The sequence below is a fragment of the Bradyrhizobium sp. JR4.3 genome, from assembly GCF_040547695.1.
GTDB classification, from domain to species: Bacteria; Pseudomonadota; Alphaproteobacteria; order Rhizobiales; family Xanthobacteraceae; genus Bradyrhizobium; species Bradyrhizobium canariense.
The window spans coordinates 1-22,973 of record NZ_JBEPQF010000019.1 but is presented as its reverse complement, the minus strand read 5'-3'; the positions used below and the strand labels follow the sequence as shown (position 1 = coordinate 22,973).

Below are 22,973 nucleotides of genomic sequence, written 5' to 3'. Positions count from 1 at the left end.
GGAATGCAAATGGCCGGGCGAGCCCGGCCATTTCAGGAAGCGTATGGAAGACGTCAGTTCGACTTCGTCACCGGTGCGGCTGCCGGTTGCGCCGCCGCCTGCGGAGCGCGGCCGACGACGACGGTCAGGAGGCCCTGGCCCCAGAGGCGCTTTGCGGCCGCCTTGGCGTCATCCATGGTGACCGCATCGACGACGGCGTTGCGCTTCTCGATGTAGTCGATCGGCAGCTTGTCCTGCTGATATTGCAGCAGCGCCTGCGCGAGCTTCGAGGAGGTATCGAGCGCCAGCATCTGCGAGCCCTTGAGGTAGGACTTGGCCTCATCGAGCTCCTTCTGCGTCGGGCCTTCCTCGGCGATCCGACGCACTTCCTTGTCGATGGCGTCGATGGTGTCGCCTGCGCGGTCGGCGCGGGTGCCGGTATTGCCGATGAAGACCGCCGAATGCTCCATCCAGAGCAGCGATTCGAACACCGAATAGGCCAGCCCGCGCTTCTCGCGCACCTCGCGATAAAGCCGCGAGGACAACCCGCCGCCGCCGAGGATGTGGTTGACGACATAGGCCGCCATGAAGTTCGGATCGCTGCGCTTCACCCCGGGGCCGCCGAAGGTGATCACGGTCTGGGGAACGTCGAGCGTCACGAAGGCGCGTTGCGGCGGCTTGGCGGCCTCGACGTCGGGGACCGGCACGAGATTGGCCTTGGCGGGCAGGCTGCCAAACGTGTGGTCGAGCAGCTTACCGAGCGTATCGGGATCAACGTCGCCAACCACCGCGATCTTCAGCGTGTCCTTGGCGAGCACGCGGCCGACATAGTCCTTCATGTCGGCGATCGTGATGGTCGGAACGCTGTCGAGGTTGCCGTTGGACTGCCGGCCGTAGGCATGTTCGCCGAAGGCGACTTCCAGGAATTTGCGGCTCGCCAGCGAGGTCGGGTTGGTGGTCTCGCGGCGCAGGCCCGAGATTACCTGCGAGCGAATGCGTTCGACATCGGCGGTTTCGAAATGCGGCGAGGTCAGCGCGCTCCGCAGCAGGTCGAAGGCCTCGTCCTTGTTGTCGCGCAGCATGCGCAGGCTGCCGCGGAGCGTGTCGCGGGTGGCGGAGAAGGAGAGCTCGATGGCGCGGCGATCGAGCCGCTCATGGAAGGTCTTGGAATCGAGATCGCCGGAGCCTTCGTCGAGGAGATCGCCGACCAGATTGGCGACGCCCGACTTGTCCTTGGGATCCTGGGCCGAGCCGCCGGCAAAGGAATATTCCATGGCGATCAGCGGTACGGTCGCATCCTGCACGAACCAGGCCTCGATGCCGCCCGGCGACGTCAAGTGCTGGATCTTTGCAGCCGCCTGCGACGGCGAGACGGTAGCGAGCGCGAGTGCCGCGCCGGTGGCAAAGGAGAACGCAACGCGTCGAAGGAAGGGATAGGTCACGAACGCTTCTCCTCGCGTTTGGTGGTCGCGGTGTCCTTGATCAGATAGCCTGTCACTGAGCGCTTCTTCTCGAGCCATTTCTGCGCGACGGTGCGGACCTGCTCGGCGGTGACCGCGCGGATGCGATCTGGCCAGCTCCGGATGTCCTCGATCGACAGGCCCGTGGTCAGTGCGCCGCCATACCAGCGTGCCAGCACCGCCTGGTTGTCCTGTGCGTAGATCGCCTCGGCGATGAGCTGGGTCTTGACCCGCTCGAGATCCTCGGCGCGGATCGGATTCTGCGCGATGTCGGCAATGACGCCGTCGACCACCTGCTCGATCTCGGCGAAGCTGACCCCGGATTTGGGCGAAGCCGAGATCGCGAACTGAGTCGGGTCGAGCGAGATGCTCGAATAGCTGGCGCTGGCGGAGACCGCGAGCGGCTTGTCGACCACGAGCGCACGGTAGAGATAGGAATTGTTGCCGCTGCCCATTAGCTGCGCCAGCACGTCGAGGGCCGCGCTTTCGCCGGCCGCAGCCGTGGTCGCCGAGGGCACCAGGTAATAGCGCCGCAAGCCGGGTTGCTCGACGCGCGGATCCGCCAGGGTCACGGTGCGCGGCGCCGCGGGCTCCGGCTCCTGCGGGCGGACACGGCGGGCCGGGATCGCGGGTTGGGCCGGGATGGACCCGAAATTGCGCTCCACCAGCGGGCGGATGTCGGCGGCCTCGACGTCGCCCGCGATCACCAGGATCGCGTTGTTCGGCGCATAGAAGCGGCGGTAGAAGGCGAGCGCATCCTCGCGATCGAGCTTCTCGATCTCCTGGTGCCAGCCGATCACCGGCCGGCCGTAGGGATGGTTGAGATAGAGCGCGGCCATGATCTGCTCGTTCAGCCGCGCGTCCGGATTGTTGGCGACGCGCATGTTGTATTCTTCGAGCACCACGTCGCGCTCGGGCAGCACGTTCTCGTCCTTGAGGATCAGGCCGGTCATGCGGTCGGCCTCGAACTCCATCATGGTCGGCAGCTGCTCTTTCGGCACGCGCTGGTAGTAGTTCGTGTAGTCGACCGAGGTCGAGGCGTTCTCGTTGCCCCCGACGCGGAGCACGGTCTGGGAGAATTCGCCGACCGGATGCTTCGATGTGCCCTTGAACATCAGGTGCTCGAGGAAGTGCGCGAGCCCGGACTTGCCCGGCGTCTCGTCCGCCGAGCCGACCTTGTACCAGATCATTTCCGTGACGACGGGCGTGCGGTGGTCGGGAATCACCACGACCTGCATGCCGTTTCCAAGCGTGAAGCTGGCGGGCGGAGCCGATGTCACCGTGGTCTGCGCAAGAGATGCGCCGGCCGTGAGGACACTCGTCGAAAGCAGCGCGGCAAGGAGGCGGGCAGCCGATCGGTAAGAGGACATCATGATCCTTATGAAAGGCCGAGCCCGGATGTCCGGCTCGGAGGCACGGCATGGTACACCGTGCGGCAAACGCTTCGCGTCACGAAGCAGAGAACTCAACTCGGGCGCAAGTTACTGATAAGCAATTAAAGACCGCGTCCGGCGCGCACGAGCCGTCGGCGCGGGACCGCGTCTGTCGGGATATCGCAAAGTGACAGGAGCGTTATTGTTCCTTGTCCTTCCCGGACATGATGTCGAAATAGGTCCGCCTCGTCTTGTCCTCTCCGGCGCCATAGGCGTAGCTCGGCGACGGCGTCTGGTAGCCCGGCGGCGGCTCGACCAGCGACTGGCGCGGCGGCTCGGTCGTGAATTGCTTGGCCTCGCCCTTGTTGTTCGACATCATGCCCCATAGACCGCCGGTGAAACCGAGCTGAGCGGGGCTGAGCGACGGGTTACCGTTGGTGCCCGGCTGGATGGGGTCGTTGCTCGTGCGCTCGGGTGCAGCTGTTCTGCCGACCTCCATCTCGGCGGGCGACAACGTCCGGCCTGCCTGCCAATTCTCCGTCGCCTTGACGGCCTTTTTCCGCTGGGCGATGGCCTCCTTGCGGCGCTTTTCGTCCGGGTCCTTCGGCCAGTTCGGCGCGTTCTTGGCTTCGGTGCCGGCGGGCGGCGGCAGGTCGAGCTTGGGCGGTACCACCAGCGGCGACCGCTCACGGTACTCAATACCCTTCTTCTCCATGCTCTTGGCGCCGATGCCCGACATCAGATTGTCGATGAGCTTCTCTTCGAAGGTCATATCGTCATCGTCCTCGCCGTCGTCACCGGCGCGGGCAGCGCCAGCCGACATGACGAGACCGATGCCGAGTGCGACAGCGGACAATTTCAACGCCCGCCAGAACCCCTGCCGGGGGTCTCCAACCATCGAACTGCTGGTCTTCGAGCTGCGCATCACTGTACCTGTTCCAAATTGTGGCAGTTTGCCGCTCTCGCGCGGCATAATCCCTCGCAAAAACAAGGTTCCGCCTGCCGGTCCGTATCGGCCGGGATCAGGGCGCTTTTGCGGCGGGTACCCCCAAGAAGGAATCATACAATAGCGCCGCCACGCCAGCAACGATGGCCACGTCCGCGAGGTTGAACACGTACCAATTATAGGTATTTCCGCCGATCTCGACGTGGAACAGGGCGAAATCGACCACCGCGCCATAGGCGAGGCGATCGATCCCATTGCCGATGGCGCCGCCGATGATCAGGCCGAGCGCGATGGTTGCCAGCAGGGTGTGCGAGCGGGCCATCCAGATCGCCAGCGCAACCACGGCGAGGACCTTCACGGCCATCAGCGCCAGTTGCGCAGCCTGGCCGTCGTTCTGGAGCCAGCCGAAGCTGATGCCGATGTTCCAGGCCAGCACCAGGTCGAAGAACGGCGTTACCTCGACCGCGCCGCGACGGGCGAGGTCGAACACGTTCAGGAGCCAGAGCTTTGAGGCCTGATCGGCCACCAGCGTGAGCAGGGCCGCGAGGATGCCGGCGCGGAGCGGGGTCATGCAGGGGAGATCTCTATCTCCACTACAAACACCGCCGTCGTCCCGGCGAAGGCCGGGACCCATATTCCGAGGCGGAAGTTGTTTGAGGGACTCGTGGTCATCAGCCTTCGCTGCAATCGGCGGTCGTGGTTATGGGTCCCGGCCTCCGCCGGGACGACACGAAGTTAGACACTCACCCCCAGCGCCTTCCATTCGCGCAGCGCCTTGGCGTCGCGCGGGGTGACGTCGGGGTATTCGGGGTCTTCACCCACCGTCGGCGAAATCTTCCAGGAACGGGCGCATTTGGTGCCGACCGCCTTCTCCACCACGACAGCGATGCCGGGAACGGCATCGAGACGGAATGCGGAAGGCGGCGCCTCGTCCTGGCGCACCTCGTAGTTCGAGGTGATGCAGATCTCGGCGAGGTCGGTGTCGAACAGCGTCGCAAGCATGTCGCGGTCGGCGACATAGATCACCGGCGAGGCCTCCAGCGACGAGCCGATGTTCTTGGCGGCGCGTTCGAGCTCCAGCGCACCGGTGACGACGCGGCGGACGTTGCGGATCGCTTCCCACTTCGCGGCGAGCTTGTCGTCGCGCAGGCTTTCGAGGTCGTCGGGAAACTGCGTCAGGTGCACCGAGGGCTCGGCGCCGGGCCTGTACATGCGCCAGGCTTCCTCCGCGGTGAAGCTGAGGATCGGCGCCAGCCATTTCAGGATCGAGCTGCACAACAGATCGATCGTGGTCAGCGCCGCCTTGCGCGTCGGCGAGGAGGGCGGATCGCAATACAGCGTGTCCTTGCGGATGTCGAAATAGAACGCGGAGAGCTCACTGTTCAGGAATGCGGACAAGGTTGCGACCACCGTCTTGTAGTCGAACTCCTGATAGGCCTTGCGGACGACGGCAGCACGGACCGCGAGCTCGTGCAGCATCAGCCGTTCGAGCTCAGGCATGTCGGCGGGTGCGACTGCGTCGGCGGGCTTGTAGTGATCCAGCGTTCCCAGCATCCAGCGCACGGTGTTGCGCAGCTTGCGATAGGTCTCGATGGTGTTCTTCAGGATCTCCGGGCCGATGCGCTGGTCGTCGGCATAGTCAGTGGCGCAGACCCACAGGCGCAGGATATCCGCGCCCGAATCCTTGATCACCTTCTGTGGCTCGACGGTGTTGCCGATCGACTTCGACATCTTGCGGCCGTTCTCGTCGAGCGTGAAGCCGTGGGTGAGCACGATGTCATAGGGCGCGCGGCCGCGCGTGCCGGCGCTCTCCAGCAGCGAGGAATGAAACCAGCCGCGATGCTGGTCGCTGCCTTCGAGATACATCACGGTGTCGTCGCCGCCGTCGACCTTGCGAACGATGTTGCCGAGCTGCGGGAAGTTCTGGCGGTCCTCGAGCACGAAGGCGTGCGTGGAGCCGGAATCGAACCAGACGTCGCAGATGTCGTCGATCTTCTTCCAGTCTTCCTTCGCCCGCGATCCAAGGAAGCGCTCGCGGGCGCCTTCCATGTACCAGGCGTCGGCGCCTTCCTCCATGAAGGCCTCGGCGATGCGCTGATTGACGATCTCGTCCTGCAGGATTTCGGCCGAGCCGTCGCTCTTCTCGCGCACGAACACGGCGATCGGAACGCCCCAGGCGCGCTGGCGCGAGATCACCCAGTCGGGGCGGTTGGCGATCATGCCGTTGATGCGGTTCTCACCCGACGGCGGCACCCATTGCGTGACCGAGATCGCATGCAGCGCGCGGGCCCGCAGTGTATCGCCCTTCTTGGCATGGCCATCTTCGCTGATGTCCTTGTCCATCGCGATGAACCATTGCGGCGTGTTGCGGAAAATGACCGGCTTCTTCGAGCGCCAGGAATGCGGATATTGGTGCTTGAGGCGGCCGCGCGCGAGCAGCTTGCCGGCCTCGATCAACGCCTTGATCACGGCCTCATTGGCATCGCCCTTCTCGCCCTTGTCGTTGAGCACGCGCTTGCCGGTGAAGCCGGGGGCCTGCGCGGTATAGGCGCCGTTCTCGTCGACAGTGTAGGGGATCGCGGTCGAGATGCCGCGTTCATCGAGCTCGCGGGTATTGGCCATCCAGACGTCGAAGTCCTCGCGGCCGTGGCTCGGCGCGGTGTGCACGAAGCCGGTGCCGGTATCGTCGGTGACATGCTCGCCGGCGAGCAGCGGCACGATAAACGCGTAACCGCCATCGAGGCCGCGCAAGGGATGAGCGCACTCCACGGCGTCCAGCGTATCGCCGGGAATGTCGCGCAGCTTCTCATAGGCCGTGACGCGCGCCTGCTTGAACACCTCTGCGGCAAGCGCATCGGCCAGGATCAGGAGATCGCCGGTCTTCGCCCAATTGTCCGCGGCTGCATCCGTCACCTTGTAGAGGCCGTAGGCGATCTTCGGTGAGAACGAGATCGCGCGGTTGCCGGGCAGTGTCCAGGGCGTGGTGGTCCAGATCACGACCGAAGCATTGGCGAGCGCACCATGTGCCGGGGACGTGACGGGGAACTTCACCCACACCATGTCGGAGGTGTAGTCCTCGTACTCGACCTCGGCCTCGGCGAGCGCGGTCTTCTCGACCACGCTCCACATCACCGGCTTGGAGCCGCGATACAGCGTACCGTTGGCGGCGAACTTCATCAGCTCGCGGGCGATCTGCGCTTCGGCGGGATAGCTCATCGTCTGATAGGGATGATCCCAGTCGCCGATGATGCCGAGGCGCTTGAATTCCTCGCGCTGCACGTTGATCCAGTGCGTCGCATAGGCGCGGCATTCCTTGCGGAACGCCACCATCGCGGCGGAGTCGCGGAAGTCGGGCTTCTGCTTGCCCTTGGAGCGGTAGTTCTCTTCCTCGATCTTCCATTCGATCGGCAGGCCGTGGCAGTCCCAGCCAGGCACATAGTTGGAGTCGAAGCCGAGCATCTGCTGGCTCTTGGTCACGACGTCCTTGAGGATCTTGTTCAGCGCGTGCCCGATATGGATGTTGCCGTTGGCGTAGGGCGGGCCGTCATGCAGCACGAATTTGGCGCGGCCCTGGGCTTGCTGGCGCAGTCTGTCGTAGAGGCCGATGTCGTTCCAGTATTTCAGCAGCTCCGGCTCGCGCTGCGGCAGGCCGGCGCGCATCGGGAATTCGGTCTGCGGCAGGAACAGGGTTTTCGAATAGTCTTTGGCTTCGGATTTTTGGGACTTTTGTGGCTTGTCGGACATGAGGCTGACTGGCTCGGAAGGGCGCGGGAACGGATGGCGATGCGGAATCGCGGGTGAAACGACAACATCCCGGTCTTGCGCCGAGCCGAAGGCTCAGGCGGAAGCCGGGCCGCTAATCCCTATGATGCGCCGCGCAAACATGGGCTCTCCATAGCAGGGGGCTAAGGGAAGCGCAAAAGGTTCGGGGGCCGGTTTCCGGCCTCAATCGATGATGCCAAGCCGCGGAAACGCGACCGGGGCGGCGGCGAGCATGGCGCGGGCGCGGGCGGAATCGTCGTCCATCTGGCGGATCAGGGCATCCAGGCCGTCGAATTTCAGCTCCTCGCGGATGAAGCCGATAAAGGCGCAGTCGAGCGTCTGTCCGTAAAGATCGCCCTTGAAGTCGAACAGGAAGATTTCCAGCAGCGGCGCGCCGTTATCGAAGGTCGGGCGGCGGCCGAAGCTTGCCACCCCGTCCAGCCGCTCCGCGCCGCGGCCGACCCGCACCGCATAGATGCCGTGCTTGAGGCCGCAATTGGCATCGAGGCGGATATTGGCGGTGGGATAACCGAGGTCGCGGCCGCGCTTCTCGCCGTGGATGACCTCGCCGGTGATGAACCAGGGCGCGCCGAGCATGGCCGTGGCCTCGTCGATCTGGCCTTCTGCGAGCGCGATCCGGATCGCGCTGGACGAGACCGGCCGCTCGTCGATGTCGACATGCGGCTGCACGTCGACCTCGATGCCGAGCCGGGGCGCCTCGTTGACCAGGAGGCTCGGCGAGCCGACGCGACCCTTGCCGAAGTGGAAGTCGTAGCCGACTGCGATTCCGCCGATGCCCAGGCGCCCGATCAGGTCATGGTGAATGAAGTCTTGCGCGCTGGTCCCGGCGCGGGACTTGTCGAAGGTCATGACCACGGCGCCGTCAAGTCCGGTGCCGGCCAGAAGCCGCAGCTTGGCACGCTCGTCCGTCAGGCGGAATTGCGGGGTGTTGGGGCTGAAAAACCGCCGCGGATGCGGCTCGAAGGTCAATGCCAGCGCAGGGCGGCCATGGATCCTGCCCATTTCCAGGGCTGCGGCGATCACGGCGCGATGGCCGAGATGAACGCCGTCGAAATTGCCCATGGCGACCACGGCCCCCCTTGCAATGGCGGAGTCCGGCGTGGTGTCGCGGATAACGGTAAAATGCGGAGCCATCAGGGGAATTCTCGAACCGGCGGGACCGGCCGGGACCGTGGCGCGACGGGCCGGATGAAGTCAAGCGGGAGGGGGGCGGCCGCATCGAAGGTGATTTCAGTCCACCGGGGGCGTTCCCAGTTAACGCGCTGTTTAACGCCTTGGTGCTAGTCCTTGGAGCGTGGAACCGCGGGGCTCCGGCCCGGCAGGTCCGATCGTAATATTTCCTGGGTTTGCGTTGGGGGAGTCGAGATGGCGGTTGATTTGTCGATGTCGGTTCTGGTGGTTGACGACTACAGCACCATGATCCGTATCATCAGGAACCTCCTGAAGCAGCTTGGCTTCGAGAATATCGATGATGCAAGCGACGGTTCGGCAGCGCTGAACAAGATGCGTGGCAAGAAGTACGGTCTCGTGATTTCCGACTGGAACATGGAGCCGATGACGGGTTACGACCTGCTGCGCGAAGTGCGCGCGGATCCGAACCTCGCCACCACGCCCTTCATCATGATCACGGCCGAATCAAAGACCGAGAACGTGATCGCGGCCAAGAAGGCCGGCGTGAACAACTACATCGTCAAGCCGTTCAACGCGGCGACGCTGAAGACCAAGATCGAGGCGGTCTTCCCGGACATGGCGAGCGCGTAAGGCGCGCTCGAAGCCATCGGTTGAATTCGGAAGGCCCGGGCGGTTGTCCCGGGCTTTCTGCGTCTGGTTCGTCGTTCTGGAATCGATGCCCGATATCAAGCCGGAATGACGATCAACTCGCTACCACTTCAGTTCGCGCATCAGCGCCTTTGGCGGATGGCCGAACAATTCCAGCACCGAAGCCGGGTCGAGCTGGTCGAGACCCTCGAACTCCTCGGCATGGATGCCGCGGGTCACGAATAGGCAATCGATGCCGAACTCGCGCGCGCCGGTGAGGTCGGTCCGGACGGAATCGCCGATCGCGAGCACCTTTTTACGGTCGATCTGGTGGCCCTGGCGTTCGCCGGCGAGCGCCATCGCGCGCTCGTAGATCGGCCGGTGCGGCTTGCCGTAGAAGATCACCTCGCCGCCGAGCTCGCGATAGAGCTCCGCGATCGCGCCGGCGCAATAGATCAGGCGGTCGCCGCGTTCCACCACGATGTCGGGGTTGGCACAAACCAGCGTCAGCTTGCGCTCGCGCGCCTTCAGCATCATGCCGCGATAGTCTTCCGCCGTCTCGGTCTCGTCGTCATAGAGACCGGTGCAGACGATGTAGTCTGCCTCCTCCAGCGGCGCGGTCACCGCATCGAGGCCGCGATAGATCGAGTTGTCGCGCTCGGGGCCGAGCCAGAACATCTTGCGGCCGGGATGGTCGGCGACATAGAGCCGCGTCAGGTCGCCTGACGACACGATCGCGTCGTAGGTCTCGTCGGCGACGCCGAGCTTGCGCAATTGACGCTGCACGGAGTCGGCCGGGCGCGGCGCGTTGGTGATCAGGATGACCGTACCGCCGCGGCTGCGATAGGTGTGCAGCGCGTCGCAGGCTTCGGGGAAGGATTCGAGGCCGTTATGGACCACGCCCCAGATGTCGCTGAGCACGACGTCCACGCCCGCCACGAGTTCACGCAGGCTTTCAGCGAAATGCAGCGTGGTCATGATGCGTGGGGCCGATCAGATGCGGCGCGCGAGCGCGGCGTTGCCGGTGACGCGCTGTGGCGCAGACGCAGCCGACGTTGCGCTTGAGCTCGGTATGCCGGAGCCATTGGATCCCTGAGTGTCCCGTGCCTGGTTCGGCGCGGCGGTAGCAGATGACCCCTCCGGCCGCAATGGCCGGGGCGGCGCGAACAGGAACCCCTGGCCGAACCGCACGTCATAGTCGAGCAGGTCGATCACGGCGCGCTCGCCCTCGATCCGCTCGGCGATCAGGTCGATGCCGAAGCGGCCGAGCAGGTCGGAGAGATCGGACGGGTGGATATCCGAGGCCGAAGCCTGCCTGGGGTCGAGCAGGAGCGAGGCAGGCACCTTGATGAAGCGCACGCCGCGATCGGCGAGCTCGCGCGGTTCGATCCGCAAATCGGTGACATGGTCGATCGAGAAACGGAAACCGCACTGGGCGAGCGCGGCGAGATTCTCGGTCTCGGCCGGACCGAGATTGCGGAAGGTCGATTGCTTGAATTCCAGCACCAGCGAGGGCGCCAGCGCCCGGTTGGCCTCGAGGAAATCGAGGTATTGCGCGAAGGTCGTGGAATTGCCGAGCGTGGAAGCCGCGACGTTGCAGAACACGCCGACCTCCTTGTTGCGTACCATCAGGCGTCGCAGCACCTGCACGCACCGCAGCATCACCATGTTGTCGATGCGCCCGATCAGGCCGGAGGCCTCCGCAATGCTGATGAACTCCTCGGCCGCGACCAGCTGGTCACGCTCGTCGCGCAGGCGCGTCACGGCCTCGTAGAAGCGGACCTTGCGCTGCGGCAGCGTCACCATCGGCTGGAGGAAGATGTCGATGCGGTTCTCGTCGATCGCGTTGCGGAGCGTCGCCAGCAATTGGGTCTGGTTGCGGCCGTTGGCGGTCTGAACCGGATTGGCGCTCTGGGTCTGGATCGCCGGTGCCGCCGGCCGTGGCGTCGGCGCGGGTGCCGGGGGAGGGGCAGCCGACCGCTCCTCTTCGAACGGGGCCGTCAGGTCGAGCGACGCGTCCTGCTCCTGCCTTGCGACCGGAGCTGGGGCCGGGAGCGGCGCGTTGCCGGCCATCAGATCCTCATGAGCCGAGACGGTGGTGGCGAGCTGCCTGACCAATCCGCCGAGCTCGTTGATCTCGCCGACCACCGCCTGAATGCGGTCTGAGTTGGCCGAATTGGAGGAGGCGATGCGTGCTTCGATCGTGGCAAGCCGGCGGCCGAACTCGGCGACCTGGCGGGCGAGATCGGCGGTGCCGCGCGAAAGGTCGGCGATCTGGCCGCCGACGTCGCTGCGGTCGCGCAACCGCATCGACACTGCATTGTAGAGGATTAGGAAGGTCAGCGCCGTTAGCGCCACGATCGCGGATTCGGTTCCGCTGATGCCGGCGACCGCGTAGAGCACGAGCCCGAGCGAGGCCGCGACCAGAACCATGCAGATGGCGATGAAGATCGTCGAAATACGAATCATGCCGCGCGTTACGCCTCAAGAGCTGACTGCCTGACCGGGAAAACACGGGTGGCGTCTCGAACCCGTCACGCCGCATGCTCCCCCAAGCGGCATGAGCTTAACATCATTGTTGATTCGAGGGGATAGCGACCCAATCGCGGAGTCAGGATGGCGCCGCAGCGCCGACCGTGTCGGCCGAGACGGCCTCGCGGGTGCCAAGCGGCTTGGGTGCCCCGGTGGTCGTGTCGCGCAGGGTCTGCCGTTCGATCTCCGAATTCAGCTCGGCCCCGAACATGATGACGATCGCCGACATCCACATCCACATCATCAAGCCGATCGCAGCGCCGAGCGAACCGTAGGTCGCATTGTAATTGGCGAACTCCGAAAGGTACCAGGACAGCAGCGCCGAGCCGGCGATCCAGAGGATCGCGGCCGTCACCGCGCCGGGGCTCAGCCATTGCCAGCGCGGGGCATCGCGGCTGGGCGCGAAGCGGTAGAGGACGGCGAGCGCCGCAAGGAGAATGACGAACAGCACCGGCCATCGCGCCAGCGCCACGATCAGCTTGCTTTCGGGCGCCATGCCGAGGTGGTTGAGCGCGAGCGGGAAGGCGACGACGGCGCCCACCATCAGCAGCAGGGCAACGATGCCACCGACCGTGAAGGCCAGCGAGACCGTGTTCAGCCGGATGAAGCTGCGCTTTTCACGCTCCTCATAGGCGACGTTGAGGGCATCGAAGATGGCTTTGACGCCGGCATTGGCGCTCCAGATCGCGAGCACGAGGCCAAACAGGAAGGTGACACCAAGCGTCGCACCGCCGTGCGACACGACGCGCGCCACCTGGTCCTCGACGATCTGGAACGCACCCTCGGGCAGCATCATCGCGAGCGATTGCAGGTTGGAACTGATTGTCGAGGGATCGGCGAACAGGCCATAGAATGAAACCAGAGCTGTGATGGCGGGAAAGATCGCGAGCAGCCCGAAAAAGACGACGCCACCGGCGGTCGCGAGCAGGCGATCCTCGTCGATGCGCTGATAGGTGCGCCAGAGGATGTCCTTCCAGCCTGCCCACGGGATTGCGAACGGGCTTTTCGCGCGGCGGCCGCGGCCGGGCTGCGAGGCTGCGCCCGTCGGGCTCGTTTCCGGCGAATTCGCCTCGCCGTTGCGGTGGTCTTGCGGAGGTCCCGCCCTGACCAGGCCAGAATCCTGGAAATACCGTTCCGCGGTGAGCACGAACACGGTCGTGGCTGCCACTAACAGCCAGCTGTCGAATTGCTCGGCGCGCCGCATACGCATTTTCAGGTATCCGCTCGGTGGCCGTGACGCCGCCGGCGCGCGGCCGTGAGCCCGACCAGCCCAACGGCCGCGAGCATCAGCCCGAGTTGCACGGGCCGGTTGGACCGAGCCGGCCATGTGCTGCCGCCATGTCCTCCTTCATGTCCTCGTTCGCCCGGTGCGAGCGGCGCCAGGGGAATTGTGGTCGCGACCTCCTTCACCGCCTCCTTCACCGTTCCGCGCGGGATGCGCGGAGTGGCGATAGCCACGCGCAGGCGGCTGGCGAGCGGCACGATCGGCTTGGTCTTGCGCTTCATCTGAGCCGTGGCCACGCCGGCGCAGGCGGCAGCCAGGACCAGGAGCACGGCGCCGACGGCGCCGAACCCCCAGAATTGCCCGTAATGGATTGCAATCCAGCGGTACAGGGCAATTAGGCCGACGAAGAAGGCTGCGACGACAAACAAGCCCGCCACCGCGAGCAGTCCGGCCGCAGCCGCGTACGACGTCATGCGGCCCGTGGCCTGGTTGCTCCGGTCACGGGCATAGGACTGGGCAGCGCGCTTGAGATGGTTGAGCTTGAGCGCGACGCCGGCGCGCAGCAATTCGCCCGATGGCGCAAGCATGCGGTTATCCTCCGAGTGCGAGAAAATTCGTCGGGGGATGAACGTGGCGGTATTTGACTTGTTCCGACGAGGTCTGCCCGCCGTGATGGATCAGCCGAGATCGGCGGCCGCGATCCAGAACACTTCGCCCTCTGAGTCCTCGGTGTCGAGCCAGAGCAGCGGTAATTCAGGAAAGGCCTCGTCGACCAGTTCGCGGCCGCGTCCGATCTCGCAGATCAGCCCGCCATCCGGCGTCAGGTGGTCGGGCGCGTCGCGCAGGATCCGGCGCACCACGTCGAGACCGTCGGCGCCGCCGTCAAAGGCGAGCTTCGGCTCGGCCCGGCACTCCGGCGGCAGCGCCGCCATGCCTTCGGCATCGACATAAGGCGGGTTGGTGATGATCAGGTCGTATTTGGCGTCACCGAGCGGGGCGAACAGGTCGCCGCGATGCAGGCTGATCCGGTCATCGAGCCCGTATTCGCCGACATTCCATCTGGCGACGTCGATCGCGCCCTTGGAGATATCGACGGCGTCGATCGTGGCGTTCGGAAAATGATGCGCGGCGAGGATCGCGAGGCATCCCGATCCCGTGCAGAGATCGAGCACGCGCTCGACGGCGCTGGGATCGTCGATCAGCGAGCCGGCTTCGCCGTCGCCGCCGAAATGCGACTCCAAGAGCTCGCCGATGAAGGAGCGGGGAACGATGACGCGCTCGTCGACATAGAACGGCAGGCCGCGCATGTAGATCTTGTTGACGAGATAGGCGGCCGGTTTGCGCGTGGTGACGCGCTGATGAATGAGATCGATGATGATCCTGCCCTCGGCGGCCGTGACGCGCGCGTTGGCAAAAATCTCGAACTGCTCGGGATGCAGATGCAGGGCTTCACAGACCAGGAAGGCCGCTTCCGCGACCGGATCGGGCGTGCCATGGGCAAAGGCAAGCTTGGCCTCATTGAAGCGGCTCACCGCATAGCGGACGAAATCGACGAGCGTGAGAAGCTCGCCGCGGCCCACTTTCGCGAGCTTTGGCGCGGCGCGGCCGCGCACGGTCTTTTTGGATGTTGTTGCCATCAGGATCGGGTCCAGCGTGCGGCGGCTTCGTCGTCGCGGGCTTGGGCCTCGACCCAGCCGGTGCCGGTGGCGCTCTCTTCCTTCTTCCAGAACGGCGCGTTGGTCTTGAGATAATCCATCAGGAACTCGGCTGCCTGGAACGCGGCCTGGCGGTGCTGAGAGGCGGTCAGCACCAGCACGATGTTCTGGCCGGGCATGAACCGGCCGACGCGATGGATCACCGTGACGCCGCTGAGAGGCCAGCGCGAGCTGGCCTCGTCGGCATGGCGCCTGATCTCTTCCTCGGCCATGCCAGGATAATGCTCGAGCGAGAGCGCGGCGATCTTCGCGCTGTCCTCGTCGCCGCGGCAGATGCCGGAAAAGCTCACGACCGCACCGATATCGGTGCGGTTCCCGGTCAACACCGCGATCTCGCGCGCGATGTCGAAATCGTCTTGCTGGATACGGATGGTGACCGGGCAGGTGGTGACGGGCATGGCCTAGCCGCCGGTCATCGGCGGGAAGAACGCGATCTCGCGAGCGCCCGCGATCGCGGCGTCCGACTTGACGTGGGCATGGTCGATCGCGGCGCGGATCACCTTCGGCTTCTCGAAGGCGTAGGCGTAGGCTTCGCTTTGGCCGGACAGCCAGGCGATCAGCTCTTCCACGGTGCGCACGGTTGCGGGCGGCTCGATGGTCTCCTCGGCCTTGCCGACGCGCTCGCGCACCCAGGCGAAGTACTTCACCTTCATCCCTCATCCTCCTTGATGAGGTGATGGATGCCAGCGCCGAAATAGTCATAGCCCGTGTACATGGTGAGGATCGCCGAGGCCCAGAGCAGCGCCAGCCCGATCATCGAGACCATGGGCACCACCTCATCGCCGGCCGGACCAGCCAGCAGGAAGCCGATGGCGATGAGCTGAACCGTCGTCTTCCACTTCGCAAGCTTGGTCACGGGCACGCTGACGCGCAGCGCGGCAAGATATTCGCGCAGGCCCGAGACCAGGATCTCGCGGCACAGGATCACGATGGCGGCCCACAGCGACCAGCCGTGAATGATGCCGTCGGCGGCCAGCATCAGCAGGCACGAGGCGACCAGAAGCTTGTCGGCGATCGGATCGAGCATGCGGCCGAACGCCGATTGCTGATTCCAGATTCGCGCGTAATAGCCGTCGAGGTAATCGGTGACCGCAGCCGCGATGAAAATGGCGACCGCAACCCAGCGCAGCCACAGCGGGCCGTCCATGATCGACTGTGCGTAGATGCACCCGACCACGACCGGGATCGCGGCGATCCGGCCGTAGGTCAGGATGTTCGGGAGGGACATCGCGCGGCTGGTGGTCCCTCGTGTCGTGGCGATGTTCATCCGTCCTACCAATACCGCTGCAGCCTGAAGGTCAACCGTTCCGCTCCCCAAATGGGGTGCGGGATGCGACGACCATATGACCGCGGCCCCCCTTTATTTCACCCCGGCTGGGGATGGAAATACTCGAAAATCCTGCGAGCGCTCTCGGCGCTCACCCCCGGAACCTTGCCGAGATCGGTGATCGAAGCCCGTTCGATCTCCTTCAGGGTTCCGAAATGGTGCAGCAAGGCACGTTTGCGTGACGGACCGATGCCCGGAATCTCCTGCAAGCCGGCCTCGCGGATATCCTTCTTGCGCAGCTTGCGGTGCGAACCGATGACGAAGCGGTGCGCCTCGTCCCGCAGCCGCTGGATGAAATAGAGCACGGGGTCGCGCGGCTCCAGCTTGATCGCCTCGCGCTCCGGCATGAACAGGGTCTCGCGGCCGGCATCCCGGTCCGGCCCCTTGGCCACCGACATCAGCGCCACCTGGGTCAGGCCGAGATTTGCAAAGATTTCCCGGACCGCGTTGAGCTGGCCGCGGCCGCCGTCGATGATCACGAGATCGGGCCATTGCGGGAAGTCGTCGTCCTTGGTTTTGGCTGCGTTGTCCTCGGGTGGATTGATCAAGCGCTTGAAACGGCGCTCGAGCACCTCGCGCATCATGGCGAAGTCGTCGCCCGGCGTGATCCCTTCCGACTTGATGTTGAACTTGCGGTACTGGTTTTTCACAAAACCGTCCGGCCCGGCGACGATCATGGCGCCGACTGCGTTGGTACCCTGGATGTGGCTGTTGTCGTAGACCTCGATCCGCTTCGGCGCATGCGGCAGGCTCAGGGTCGTGGCCATGGCGTCCAGCAGCCGGCTCTGCGTCGCGGTGTCCGCGAGCTTGCGGCCCAGGGCCTCGCGCGCGTTGGTGAGCGCGTGGGTGACGAGCTCCTTCTTCTCGCCGCGCTTCGGCGTGGACACTTCGACCTTGCGGCCGGCCTTGATCGACAGCGCGTTGCCGAGCAGCTCGCTCTCTTCGATCTCGTGCGAGAGCAGGATATTCCTCGGCGGCGGCTTGTCGTCGTAGAACTGGGCGAGGAAGGAGCCGAGCACCTCTTCCGGCGTATACGTCTTCTCCGCGCGCGGGAAATAGGCGCGGTTGCCCCAGTTCTGCCCGGTGCGGAAGAAGAACACCTCGACGCATGAGAAGCCGCCCTCCTGGTGGATGGCGAACACGTCGGCTTCTTCCACCGTGCGCGGATTGATGCCCTGCTGCGACTGGATCGCGGAGAGCGCAGCGAGGCGGTCGCGGTAGAGCGCGGCGCTCTCGAATTCGAGCTCGCCGGAGGCCTTCTCCATCTCGGCGGCAAGCTCCTGTTTCACCGCATGGCTCTTGCCGGACAGGAAGTCGCTCGCCTCGCGCACAAGGGTCGTGTAGCCGGGGAAGTCGATCTCGCGGGTGCAGGGGCCGGCGCAACGGCGGATCTGATAGAGCAGGCAGGGCCGCGAGCGGCTCTCAAAGAAGGAATCCGTGCAGGAGCGGATCAGGAACGCGCGCTGAAGCGCGGTGATGGTGCGGTTGACGGCGCCGGCAGAGGCGAACGGGCCGAAATAGCGACCGGGCCGCGTCTGCGCGCCGCGATGCTTCAGGATCTGAGGCGCCCAATGGTCGCCCGTGATCAGGATGTAGGGAAACGACTTGTCGTCGCGCAGCTGCACGTTGAAGCGCGGCCGAAGCTGCTTGATGAGGTTGGCCTCCAGCAGCAGTGCTTCAGTCTCGGTGTGGGTCGAGATGATTTCCACGGTAACTGTAGCGGCGATCATGCGCAGGATGCGGGCCGGCTGCGGCGCACTCTGGCGCGCATAGTTCGACAGGCGCTTTTTGACGTTCTTGGCCTTGCCGACATAGAGCACGTCGGCATTCGCATTGAGCATGCGGTAGACGCCGGGCGAGGTGGGAGCGAGGCGGACCGCGCGTTCGATCGCCTCGTGGCCGGTCGCCAGCGGCTCTTCGCCGACGGTGCCGCTCTCTTCCAGGATGTCCGGCAGCCGTGCGTCGTCCTCGTCGTCGCCGTTTGCTGTGGCGGGATCGAGGTCGGGCGGCGCCGCTTCGGTTTCCTGGGCCGGGACATCGGGTGCGTTGCCGCGCACGGGTTTGCGCGTGCGTGCGTCGTCCGGATTGTCGGTGGAATCGTGAACCATGGTGCGAATTTAGGCGCTGCGGGTGCCGATTTGAAGTTCCGGCCGTGCGGCACGCACAGGATGGCGGCGCAGTTCCCGGTAACGCTTGCTTAAGCCTGTTAACAGCCCGGTAACCCGACTTAACAGGCCTTTAACTTAAAACTCTCGATAAATCTTACGCGAAAAAGTGGTGGTTCCGTAACCATGCGGTTTTGCCTCGCGCGGCGGCGCAGGCATCGCACCGGTGACGGCAGTTGCGTTGGAGTGTGTGATGAAGGCGCTCGTTGTGGGCGCAGCCGCGTTGGCTGCAGTCGGCTGGACGGCTTCGGCAGAGGCCGCCGATCTCAATTACGGGCAGCGTGCGCCCTATACGGTCAATCAGCCGCTCAATGCCTATAGCTGGGCCGGCCCGTATCTCGGTGCCAATCTCGGCTATGAATGGGGTTCGGTGAACAACAATCCCGCAAAGCCGTCAGGCTTCGTCGGCGGCGTTCAGGCCGGCTACAATTTCCAGACCGGCCCTTGGGTGTTCGGCGTCGAGGGCGACATCCAGGCCGCCGGTGCCGACGACACCTTCGCGCCGTGGAAGTTCTCCAATCCGTGGTTCGGTACCCTGCGCGGCCGCGCCGGCTATGCCTTCAGCAACGTGCTGTTCTACGGCACGGCGGGCCTCGCCTTCGGCGAGCTGCGCGCGCAGACGTTCGGCTGGACCGAGTCGCACACCAGCGCTGGCTGGACCATCGGTGCCGGCGCGGAAGTCGGATTCGCGCCGAACTGGAGCGCCAAGCTCGAATATCTCTATATCGATCTGTCGACGAGTCAGTTCGCGATTACAGGCGTGTCAAACGGCTATAGCGCCAGCGTTGTGCGCGCAGGCGTGAACTATCACTTCTGATAGCTAAGAAGAAAATACCGGACCAACCTCCCGGCCGCTTGCGGCCGGGATTTTTTTTACGCCAGGCTCGCTAGGGAAGGATGACCAAATCGACCGCCTTCGGCCCCTTGCCCTTCTTGTCCGGTTCGACTTCGAAAGTAATACGCTGTCCTTCGGCAAGGTCCTTCAGTCCGGCCCGCTCCACAGCAGTAATATGTACGAAGACGTCGCGGCCCCCGTCGTCCGGCTTGATGAATCCGTAGCCGCGCTCACCGTTGAAAAACTTGACCGTTCCCGTCATGGCCATCGGGAAACTCCCCCTCATTGCTCCTCCGTCGTGACGCAGACGCACGTCACGACATGACCGGGCCTTACGAAGCCCGGGAGCTGGCCATCCTTGGGCAGACCATTTGGTCCGACTGGATCTTTCTTAGGCCTTCACTCCGCCGCAACCATTCGCGGAAGCGGAACGTAAAGCCAGTCACGGAAACAGCATAATACGGTTCTCCGCAGATTGACCACCGCTCCTGCATATTTTTCCCAAGATGCCGGAGTGTTACGGTCTCGGCACCTCTAATCGGAATCTGGCAGCGCCACCCTGGCCGAGCGGCATTTCCAGCTCGGGCAGGATCGTCTTGAGCTCGCCCTGCAGCGTGTAAGGGGGATTGACGATCAAGAGCCCGGTGGAGGTGAGAGTTGCACCGTCGGCCTGCGGCGCCACGCTGAATTCGAGGCGCAGGCATTTTCCCGGCGGTTTTGCTGCGGCTGCGAGCCGCGCCACTGATTGCACCAGCGCGTCGGTGGCGCGCCGGCTCTTGGCGGGATACCAGATTACATAGATACCGGTCGGCCATTTCGCGAAAGCCGTCGAGAAGGCCTCGCCGAGCTTTTCGAACTCGTCCTTTGCCTCGAACGGCGGGTCGATCAGGACGATCCCGCGCCGTTCCTTTGGCGGCACGAAAGCCGGCAACGCCATCCAGCCGTCGAGGTCGACCACGCGGGCCTGCTCGTCATGGCGCAGCACGCCGATCAGCGCTTTCCGCGCCTTCGGCTCGAGTTCGCAGGCGACGAGGCGATCCTGCGGCCGCATCAGGGCGCGCGCGATCAGCGGCGAGCCCGGATAGGCCTTGAGCTCGCCTTTCGGATTGAAGGCGCGGACGATGTCGAGATAGGGCTTGGTCAGTGCCATGGCGTCGTTCGACAGCCGCGCCTGCATCAGCCGCGCAATGCCCGTCAGCCACTCGCCGCCGCGGCGCGCCTCGTCGCTTTCGAGATCGTAGAGGCCGGCGCCGGCATGGGTGTCGATGACGCGGAACGCGCCCGGTTTGTCCTGGAGATAGGTGATGATGCGCGCCAGCACGATGTGCTTGATGACATCGGCGAAGTTGCCGGCATGGAAGGCGTGGCGGTAATTCATGCAAGAGCACTACGCCACGTGGCGGCTTGAGCAAAGAGGCACGATGCCTGGGCTACCCACCCCGGATCGGCGGCATCGCCACCTGGTCGCGGCGGCAGGCGCGGCGGTCGATCTCCTCGCAGGCGCGGAATTGCAGGTCCTTGCTGAGGCAGATGCGGACTTCCGATAGCCGCGTCCGGTTGCAGGTGATCGAGACGGCGGCATTGCTGAGGCCCGGATTGGCCTTGATGAAGGCTTCCTCCACCTCCGCCGGCGCCACGGTCTTGGCCTGCGACAGATCGAGATATTCAGCCGGAATCTTGATCGCGGCGCGCGCCTTCCGGATCGTCTCGAAATAGCTGCGGTCGGCGAGCCCCGAGCAGGTGCCGTGCTTGTCCCATTCGTTGAAGATCAGACCCGGCGCCGGCATCAGATCGAGCATGGAGGAGACGATGCTGCGGTTCAGCCGCGGCGAGGGCCGCTGGCAATATTCCGGAAAACCGTTCTCATATTGCGGCCACAGACCATGCACCACGAAAGCGTAGGGCCGTCCGCTGCACTGGGTCTGCGAGCGGCCGCCGCGCTCCGCCGCCTCCTCGCAGAAGGAGGGCGACCACGACAGCGACAGCACATAAAAATCGAATTCGCCGGGCGTGTTCTGCCGCTTGTCCTGGGCCTTGGCACCGCCGGCCAGCGCAGCCAGCCCGGCTGCAAGCGTCAGCGAGATCATAAGGCGGGAGAAAAAATGCAATCTGGAATGAAACATGGCGACGCCCCTCAACTAGACTGTGCAGAAGAGCCTAGCAGGCGGTAAGAACATTTCAAGAACAAAATTCGGACGACCGTCGTTCGGCCGCCTGATCGGTCCGGATCAGGACTTTTGCAATTATTGTTTGGCGGCGCGGCAGGCCGGGTTGTAGGCCCAGTTGCGGTCGAGCCCGACCACACACCATTCGACGCCCTGGCCGTAGCCGGCGAAGCCGCCATCCTCGACAATCGAGAAATGCACCTTGCGCAGCTTGCCATCCGTGAGCATAGCCTCGCCGGTGCAATAGCGGCGCGGGATGTTGTCGGACGCCCAGGGCCGGAACGCGGTCTCGTGAACGGCGGAGAAGCCGGTGATCTTCAACGAGGAATTCCAGAACGAGCTTTCTTTCTCCCAGAACTGGCTGGCGATCGTCGGCAGCGCCCTGTCGCATTCGGAGACGTTGCCGTCATAGCGCGGCCCGCTCAGCCAGAAATTCAGCTCCAGCGGATTGGCGGCCCTGGCCTCACCGAGCGACAGCGCCCCGAACAGGAGGCCGAGCACGGCGGCAAAGCGGAGCGATTTCAGGAAGGTCGAGGCGCGCATGGGCAATCCAGACAGCATGATCTGCGAGGGTCCGACGGTGCCGTGAAGGCCGGGGGAGGTCAAGTGCAGCGCGGCAACACTTGCCGACGAGTTGACCGCAATGCTGCACCAGAGGGGTCTTCGGTTCTTTCCACCGCCGCGCCGGCACCGTAAACTGCCACCAACCAATCGGAGTGACGGGAATGCGAATCATTGCGGCCGCGGGCCTACTTGCCTTGGGTATGATGGCGAGCCAGTCGGCGCGCGCCGATCTCCTTCCGGTGCCTCCGTTCAAGGGCAACGACACCGGCGGTATCATCGCCTATTCGATGGCAACCCAGGTCGATGCGCGGCAGGTCGCGGTCGATCACTGCGCGCGCTACGGCAAGGTCGCCAAATTCCTGGCGATGCAGGCCTATGAGGGCGGCTACATCTCGTTCTCCTGCCGCTGGGTGCCCTATGGCGCGGCCGACCAGCCGATCCGCACGCTCTACTGAGGCGCTTTCGCAGCGCCGCTACCTCTCAGCCGGGAGCTTCCCACATGACGCGCAAACTCGCTTTGCTCGGCTCCGCCCTTTGCCTCGTCGTGTCGGCAGGCAGCGCCCGCGCTGACGACCTGCCGGTGCGCAAGGCGGGCCTGTGGGAATTGAAGATGGTCAGGACCGGCACGCCGGTGCCCGAGATGACCATGCAGCACTGCACCGACGAGACCGTCGACAAGGAGATGAACAACAACGTCTCCCCCATGGCCAAGCAGATTTGCGCCAAGCAGGACATCAAGAAGACCGCGACCGGCTATGTCAGCGATTCCGAATGCAATGTCGCCGGCATCAGCACGACCTCGCATGCCGAGATCACCGGCGATTTCAATTCGGCCTATACAGTGAAGACGTCGTCGCACGCGCAAGGCGGCGCCGCCGGCGCAGCAGGCCGCGACACGACCCTGCAGCTCGAAGCGAAATGGCTGGGGGCCTGCAAGCCGGACCAGAAGCCCGGCGACATCGTGATGCCCGGCGGCTTCAAGATGAACGTGCGCGACATGGACAAGCTGAAAGCGCTGTTGCCGAAGTAAGACTCTTCCCTCTCCCCTTGCGGGCCTGTTGCGCTATTGGCTTTTGAGGCTGAAGACGTCGAGAGAGAAGGTCTGGGTCGCGACAGGCTCCGGCCAAGACTGTGATTGTCGCCCTC

23 protein-coding genes are annotated in these 22,973 nt (G+C 64.7%); 4 read left to right on the top strand and 19 right to left on the bottom strand.

Features of this window, described 5'->3' with window-relative positions:
• Positions 1-53: 53 nt before the first annotated feature.
• The 6 genes from ABIB91_RS26340 to ABIB91_RS26315 all read right to left on the bottom strand — a co-directional run bounded on the left by ABIB91_RS26340 (position 54) and on the right by ABIB91_RS26315 (position 8,675).
• The gene (locus ABIB91_RS26340; protein WP_354168569.1) at positions 54-1,421 is read right to left on the bottom strand and encodes a M16 family metallopeptidase; all 1,368 of its coding nucleotides are present in this window, start codon (positions 1,419-1,421) and stop codon (positions 54-56) included.
• Positions 1,418-2,812: a M16 family metallopeptidase gene (locus ABIB91_RS26335; protein ID WP_198288256.1), complete on the bottom strand. Its 1,395-nt coding sequence runs from the start codon at positions 2,810-2,812 to the stop codon at positions 1,418-1,420. Before ABIB91_RS26335 ends, ABIB91_RS26340 begins: the two co-directional genes overlap by 4 nt.
• 199 nt (positions 2,813-3,011) lie before the next feature.
• Positions 3,012-3,737: a hypothetical protein gene (locus tag ABIB91_RS26330; protein ID WP_354168745.1), complete on the bottom strand. Its 726-nt coding sequence runs from the start codon at positions 3,735-3,737 to the stop codon at positions 3,012-3,014.
• Between the two features lie 97 nt (positions 3,738-3,834).
• A complete protein-coding gene (gene lspA, locus ABIB91_RS26325; RefSeq protein WP_354168566.1) occupies positions 3,835-4,329 on the bottom strand; it encodes a signal peptidase II in 495 nt (164 codons plus the stop codon).
• Positions 4,330-4,493: 164 nt separating this feature from the next.
• Positions 4,494-7,502 carry an isoleucine--tRNA ligase gene (gene ileS / locus ABIB91_RS26320; protein ID WP_354168564.1) on the bottom strand — a complete coding sequence of 1,003 codons (3,009 nt, stop codon included), beginning with the start codon at positions 7,500-7,502 and terminating at the stop codon, positions 4,494-4,496.
• A gap of 201 nt (positions 7,503-7,703) precedes the next feature.
• Complete coding sequence (locus ABIB91_RS26315; RefSeq protein ID WP_354168562.1) at positions 7,704-8,675, bottom strand: bifunctional riboflavin kinase/FAD synthetase; 972 nt, start codon at positions 8,673-8,675, stop codon at positions 7,704-7,706.
• A gap of 231 nt (positions 8,676-8,906) precedes the next feature.
• On the opposite strand from ABIB91_RS26315, the gene ABIB91_RS26310 reads away from it, so the two are divergent.
• Positions 8,907-9,302 (top strand): response regulator, encoded by a 396-nt coding sequence (locus ABIB91_RS26310; protein ID WP_007596883.1) that lies wholly within the window; start codon positions 8,907-8,909, stop codon positions 9,300-9,302.
• 120 nt (positions 9,303-9,422) lie between these two features.
• Here ABIB91_RS26310 and ABIB91_RS26305 read toward each other — a convergent pair whose 3' ends face one another.
• The 9 genes from ABIB91_RS26305 to uvrC form a co-directional block, all read right to left on the bottom strand.
• Positions 9,423-10,277: a TIGR01459 family HAD-type hydrolase gene (locus ABIB91_RS26305; protein WP_007596875.1), complete on the bottom strand. Its 855-nt coding sequence runs from the start codon at positions 10,275-10,277 to the stop codon at positions 9,423-9,425.
• A 15-nt stretch (positions 10,278-10,292) separates the two neighbouring features.
• Entirely contained in the window at positions 10,293-11,768 is a 1,476-nt protein-coding gene (locus tag ABIB91_RS26300; protein ID WP_354168559.1) for an EAL domain-containing protein, read from the bottom strand.
• Positions 11,769-11,910: 142 nt separating this feature from the next.
• Positions 11,911-13,041, bottom strand: coding sequence for a YihY/virulence factor BrkB family protein (locus ABIB91_RS26295; protein WP_354168557.1), 1,131 nt, complete (start codon positions 13,039-13,041; stop codon positions 11,911-11,913).
• Positions 13,042-13,043: 2 nt separating this feature from the next.
• The gene (locus tag ABIB91_RS26290) at positions 13,044-13,643 is read right to left on the bottom strand and encodes a phage holin family protein (RefSeq protein WP_354168555.1); all 600 of its coding nucleotides are present in this window, start codon (positions 13,641-13,643) and stop codon (positions 13,044-13,046) included.
• Between the two features lie 90 nt (positions 13,644-13,733).
• A complete protein-coding gene (prmB, locus tag ABIB91_RS26285; RefSeq protein WP_354168553.1) occupies positions 13,734-14,693 on the bottom strand; it encodes a 50S ribosomal protein L3 N(5)-glutamine methyltransferase in 960 nt (319 codons plus the stop codon).
• A complete protein-coding gene (locus ABIB91_RS26280; protein ID WP_354168551.1) occupies positions 14,693-15,169 on the bottom strand; it encodes a molybdenum cofactor biosynthesis protein MoaE in 477 nt (158 codons plus the stop codon). Before ABIB91_RS26280 ends, prmB begins: the two co-directional genes overlap by 1 nt.
• A gap of 3 nt (positions 15,170-15,172) precedes the next feature.
• Entirely contained in the window at positions 15,173-15,424 is a 252-nt protein-coding gene (moaD, locus tag ABIB91_RS26275; RefSeq protein WP_007596861.1) for a molybdopterin converting factor subunit 1, read from the bottom strand.
• Positions 15,421-16,038, bottom strand: coding sequence for a CDP-diacylglycerol--glycerol-3-phosphate 3-phosphatidyltransferase (gene pgsA / locus ABIB91_RS26270; RefSeq protein WP_007596859.1), 618 nt, complete (start codon positions 16,036-16,038; stop codon positions 15,421-15,423). The genes moaD and pgsA overlap by 4 nt, the downstream gene beginning before the upstream one ends.
• Before the next feature lie 98 nt (positions 16,039-16,136).
• Entirely contained in the window at positions 16,137-18,206 is a 2,070-nt protein-coding gene (gene uvrC, locus ABIB91_RS26265) for an excinuclease ABC subunit UvrC (RefSeq protein ID WP_354168548.1), read from the bottom strand.
• Positions 18,207-18,456: 250 nt separating this feature from the next.
• Here uvrC and ABIB91_RS26260 point away from each other — a divergent pair, with 250 nt between their 5' ends.
• A complete protein-coding gene (locus ABIB91_RS26260) occupies positions 18,457-19,080 on the top strand; it encodes an outer membrane protein (RefSeq protein WP_007596857.1) in 624 nt (207 codons plus the stop codon).
• Between the two features lie 70 nt (positions 19,081-19,150).
• On the opposite strand, the gene ABIB91_RS26255 is transcribed toward ABIB91_RS26260, so the two are convergent.
• The 4 genes from ABIB91_RS26255 to ABIB91_RS26240 form a co-directional block, all read right to left on the bottom strand.
• Positions 19,151-19,366 (bottom strand): cold-shock protein, encoded by a 216-nt coding sequence (locus ABIB91_RS26255; RefSeq protein WP_007614865.1) that lies wholly within the window; start codon positions 19,364-19,366, stop codon positions 19,151-19,153.
• Positions 19,367-19,615: 249 nt separating this feature from the next.
• Positions 19,616-20,476 (bottom strand): 23S rRNA (adenine(2030)-N(6))-methyltransferase RlmJ, encoded by an 861-nt coding sequence (locus ABIB91_RS26250; RefSeq protein ID WP_219683631.1) that lies wholly within the window; start codon positions 20,474-20,476, stop codon positions 19,616-19,618.
• Between the two features lie 52 nt (positions 20,477-20,528).
• Positions 20,529-21,221, bottom strand: coding sequence for a ribonuclease T2 family protein (locus ABIB91_RS26245; protein WP_007596854.1), 693 nt, complete (start codon positions 21,219-21,221; stop codon positions 20,529-20,531).
• A gap of 120 nt (positions 21,222-21,341) precedes the next feature.
• Complete coding sequence (locus tag ABIB91_RS26240) at positions 21,342-21,806, bottom strand: hypothetical protein (protein WP_007596853.1); 465 nt, start codon at positions 21,804-21,806, stop codon at positions 21,342-21,344.
• Between the two features lie 182 nt (positions 21,807-21,988).
• Here ABIB91_RS26240 and ABIB91_RS26235 point away from each other — a divergent pair, with 182 nt between their 5' ends.
• Together ABIB91_RS26235 and ABIB91_RS26230 are read left to right on the top strand one after the other, a co-directional pair.
• Positions 21,989-22,282, top strand: a complete 294-nt coding sequence (locus ABIB91_RS26235) for a hypothetical protein (RefSeq protein WP_007596852.1) — start codon at positions 21,989-21,991, stop codon at positions 22,280-22,282.
• Between the two features lie 44 nt (positions 22,283-22,326).
• A complete protein-coding gene (locus ABIB91_RS26230; protein WP_007596851.1) occupies positions 22,327-22,857 on the top strand; it encodes a DUF3617 domain-containing protein in 531 nt (176 codons plus the stop codon).
• Positions 22,858-22,973 lie beyond the last annotated feature (116 nt).

Bases quoted from the DNA above. Each gene is read 5' to 3' on its own strand.
- ABIB91_RS26295 (WP_354168557.1), bottom strand. From the start codon at position 13,041: ATGCGTATGCGGCGCGCCGAGCAATTCGACAGCTGGCTGTTAGTGGCA.
- ABIB91_RS26245 (WP_007596854.1), bottom strand. From the start codon at position 21,221: ATGTTTCATTCCAGATTGCATTTTTTCTCCCGCCTTATGATCTCGCTG.
- ileS (WP_354168564.1), bottom strand. From the start codon at position 7,502: ATGTCCGACAAGCCACAAAAGTCCCAAAAATCCGAAGCCAAAGACTAT.
- ABIB91_RS26335 (WP_198288256.1), bottom strand. From the start codon at position 2,812: ATGATGTCCTCTTACCGATCGGCTGCCCGCCTCCTTGCCGCGCTGCTT.
- pgsA (WP_007596859.1), bottom strand. From the start codon at position 16,038: ATGAACATCGCCACGACACGAGGGACCACCAGCCGCGCGATGTCCCTC.
- ABIB91_RS26300 (WP_354168559.1), bottom strand. From the start codon at position 11,768: ATGATTCGTATTTCGACGATCTTCATCGCCATCTGCATGGTTCTGGTC.
- lspA (WP_354168566.1), bottom strand. From the start codon at position 4,329: ATGACCCCGCTCCGCGCCGGCATCCTCGCGGCCCTGCTCACGCTGGTG.
- prmB (WP_354168553.1), bottom strand. From the start codon at position 14,693: ATGGCAACAACATCCAAAAAGACCGTGCGCGGCCGCGCCGCGCCAAAG.
- ABIB91_RS26255 (WP_007614865.1), bottom strand. From the start codon at position 19,366: ATGGCCATGACGGGAACGGTCAAGTTTTTCAACGGTGAGCGCGGCTAC.
- ABIB91_RS26235 (WP_007596852.1), top strand. From the start codon at position 21,989: ATGCGAATCATTGCGGCCGCGGGCCTACTTGCCTTGGGTATGATGGCG.
- uvrC (WP_354168548.1), bottom strand. From the start codon at position 18,206: ATGGTTCACGATTCCACCGACAATCCGGACGACGCACGCACGCGCAAA.
- ABIB91_RS26330 (WP_354168745.1), bottom strand. From the start codon at position 3,737: ATGCGCAGCTCGAAGACCAGCAGTTCGATGGTTGGAGACCCCCGGCAG.
- ABIB91_RS26290 (WP_354168555.1), bottom strand. From the start codon at position 13,643: ATGCTTGCGCCATCGGGCGAATTGCTGCGCGCCGGCGTCGCGCTCAAG.
- ABIB91_RS26280 (WP_354168551.1), bottom strand. From the start codon at position 15,169: ATGCCCGTCACCACCTGCCCGGTCACCATCCGTATCCAGCAAGACGAT.
- ABIB91_RS26315 (WP_354168562.1), bottom strand. From the start codon at position 8,675: ATGGCTCCGCATTTTACCGTTATCCGCGACACCACGCCGGACTCCGCC.
- ABIB91_RS26230 (WP_007596851.1), top strand. From the start codon at position 22,327: ATGACGCGCAAACTCGCTTTGCTCGGCTCCGCCCTTTGCCTCGTCGTG.
- moaD (WP_007596861.1), bottom strand. From the start codon at position 15,424: ATGAAGGTGAAGTACTTCGCCTGGGTGCGCGAGCGCGTCGGCAAGGCC.
- ABIB91_RS26310 (WP_007596883.1), top strand. From the start codon at position 8,907: ATGGCGGTTGATTTGTCGATGTCGGTTCTGGTGGTTGACGACTACAGC.
- ABIB91_RS26250 (WP_219683631.1), bottom strand. From the start codon at position 20,476: ATGAATTACCGCCACGCCTTCCATGCCGGCAACTTCGCCGATGTCATC.
- ABIB91_RS26305 (WP_007596875.1), bottom strand. From the start codon at position 10,277: ATGACCACGCTGCATTTCGCTGAAAGCCTGCGTGAACTCGTGGCGGGC.
- ABIB91_RS26240 (WP_007596853.1), bottom strand. From the start codon at position 21,806: ATGCGCGCCTCGACCTTCCTGAAATCGCTCCGCTTTGCCGCCGTGCTC.
- ABIB91_RS26260 (WP_007596857.1), top strand. From the start codon at position 18,457: ATGAAGGCGCTCGTTGTGGGCGCAGCCGCGTTGGCTGCAGTCGGCTGG.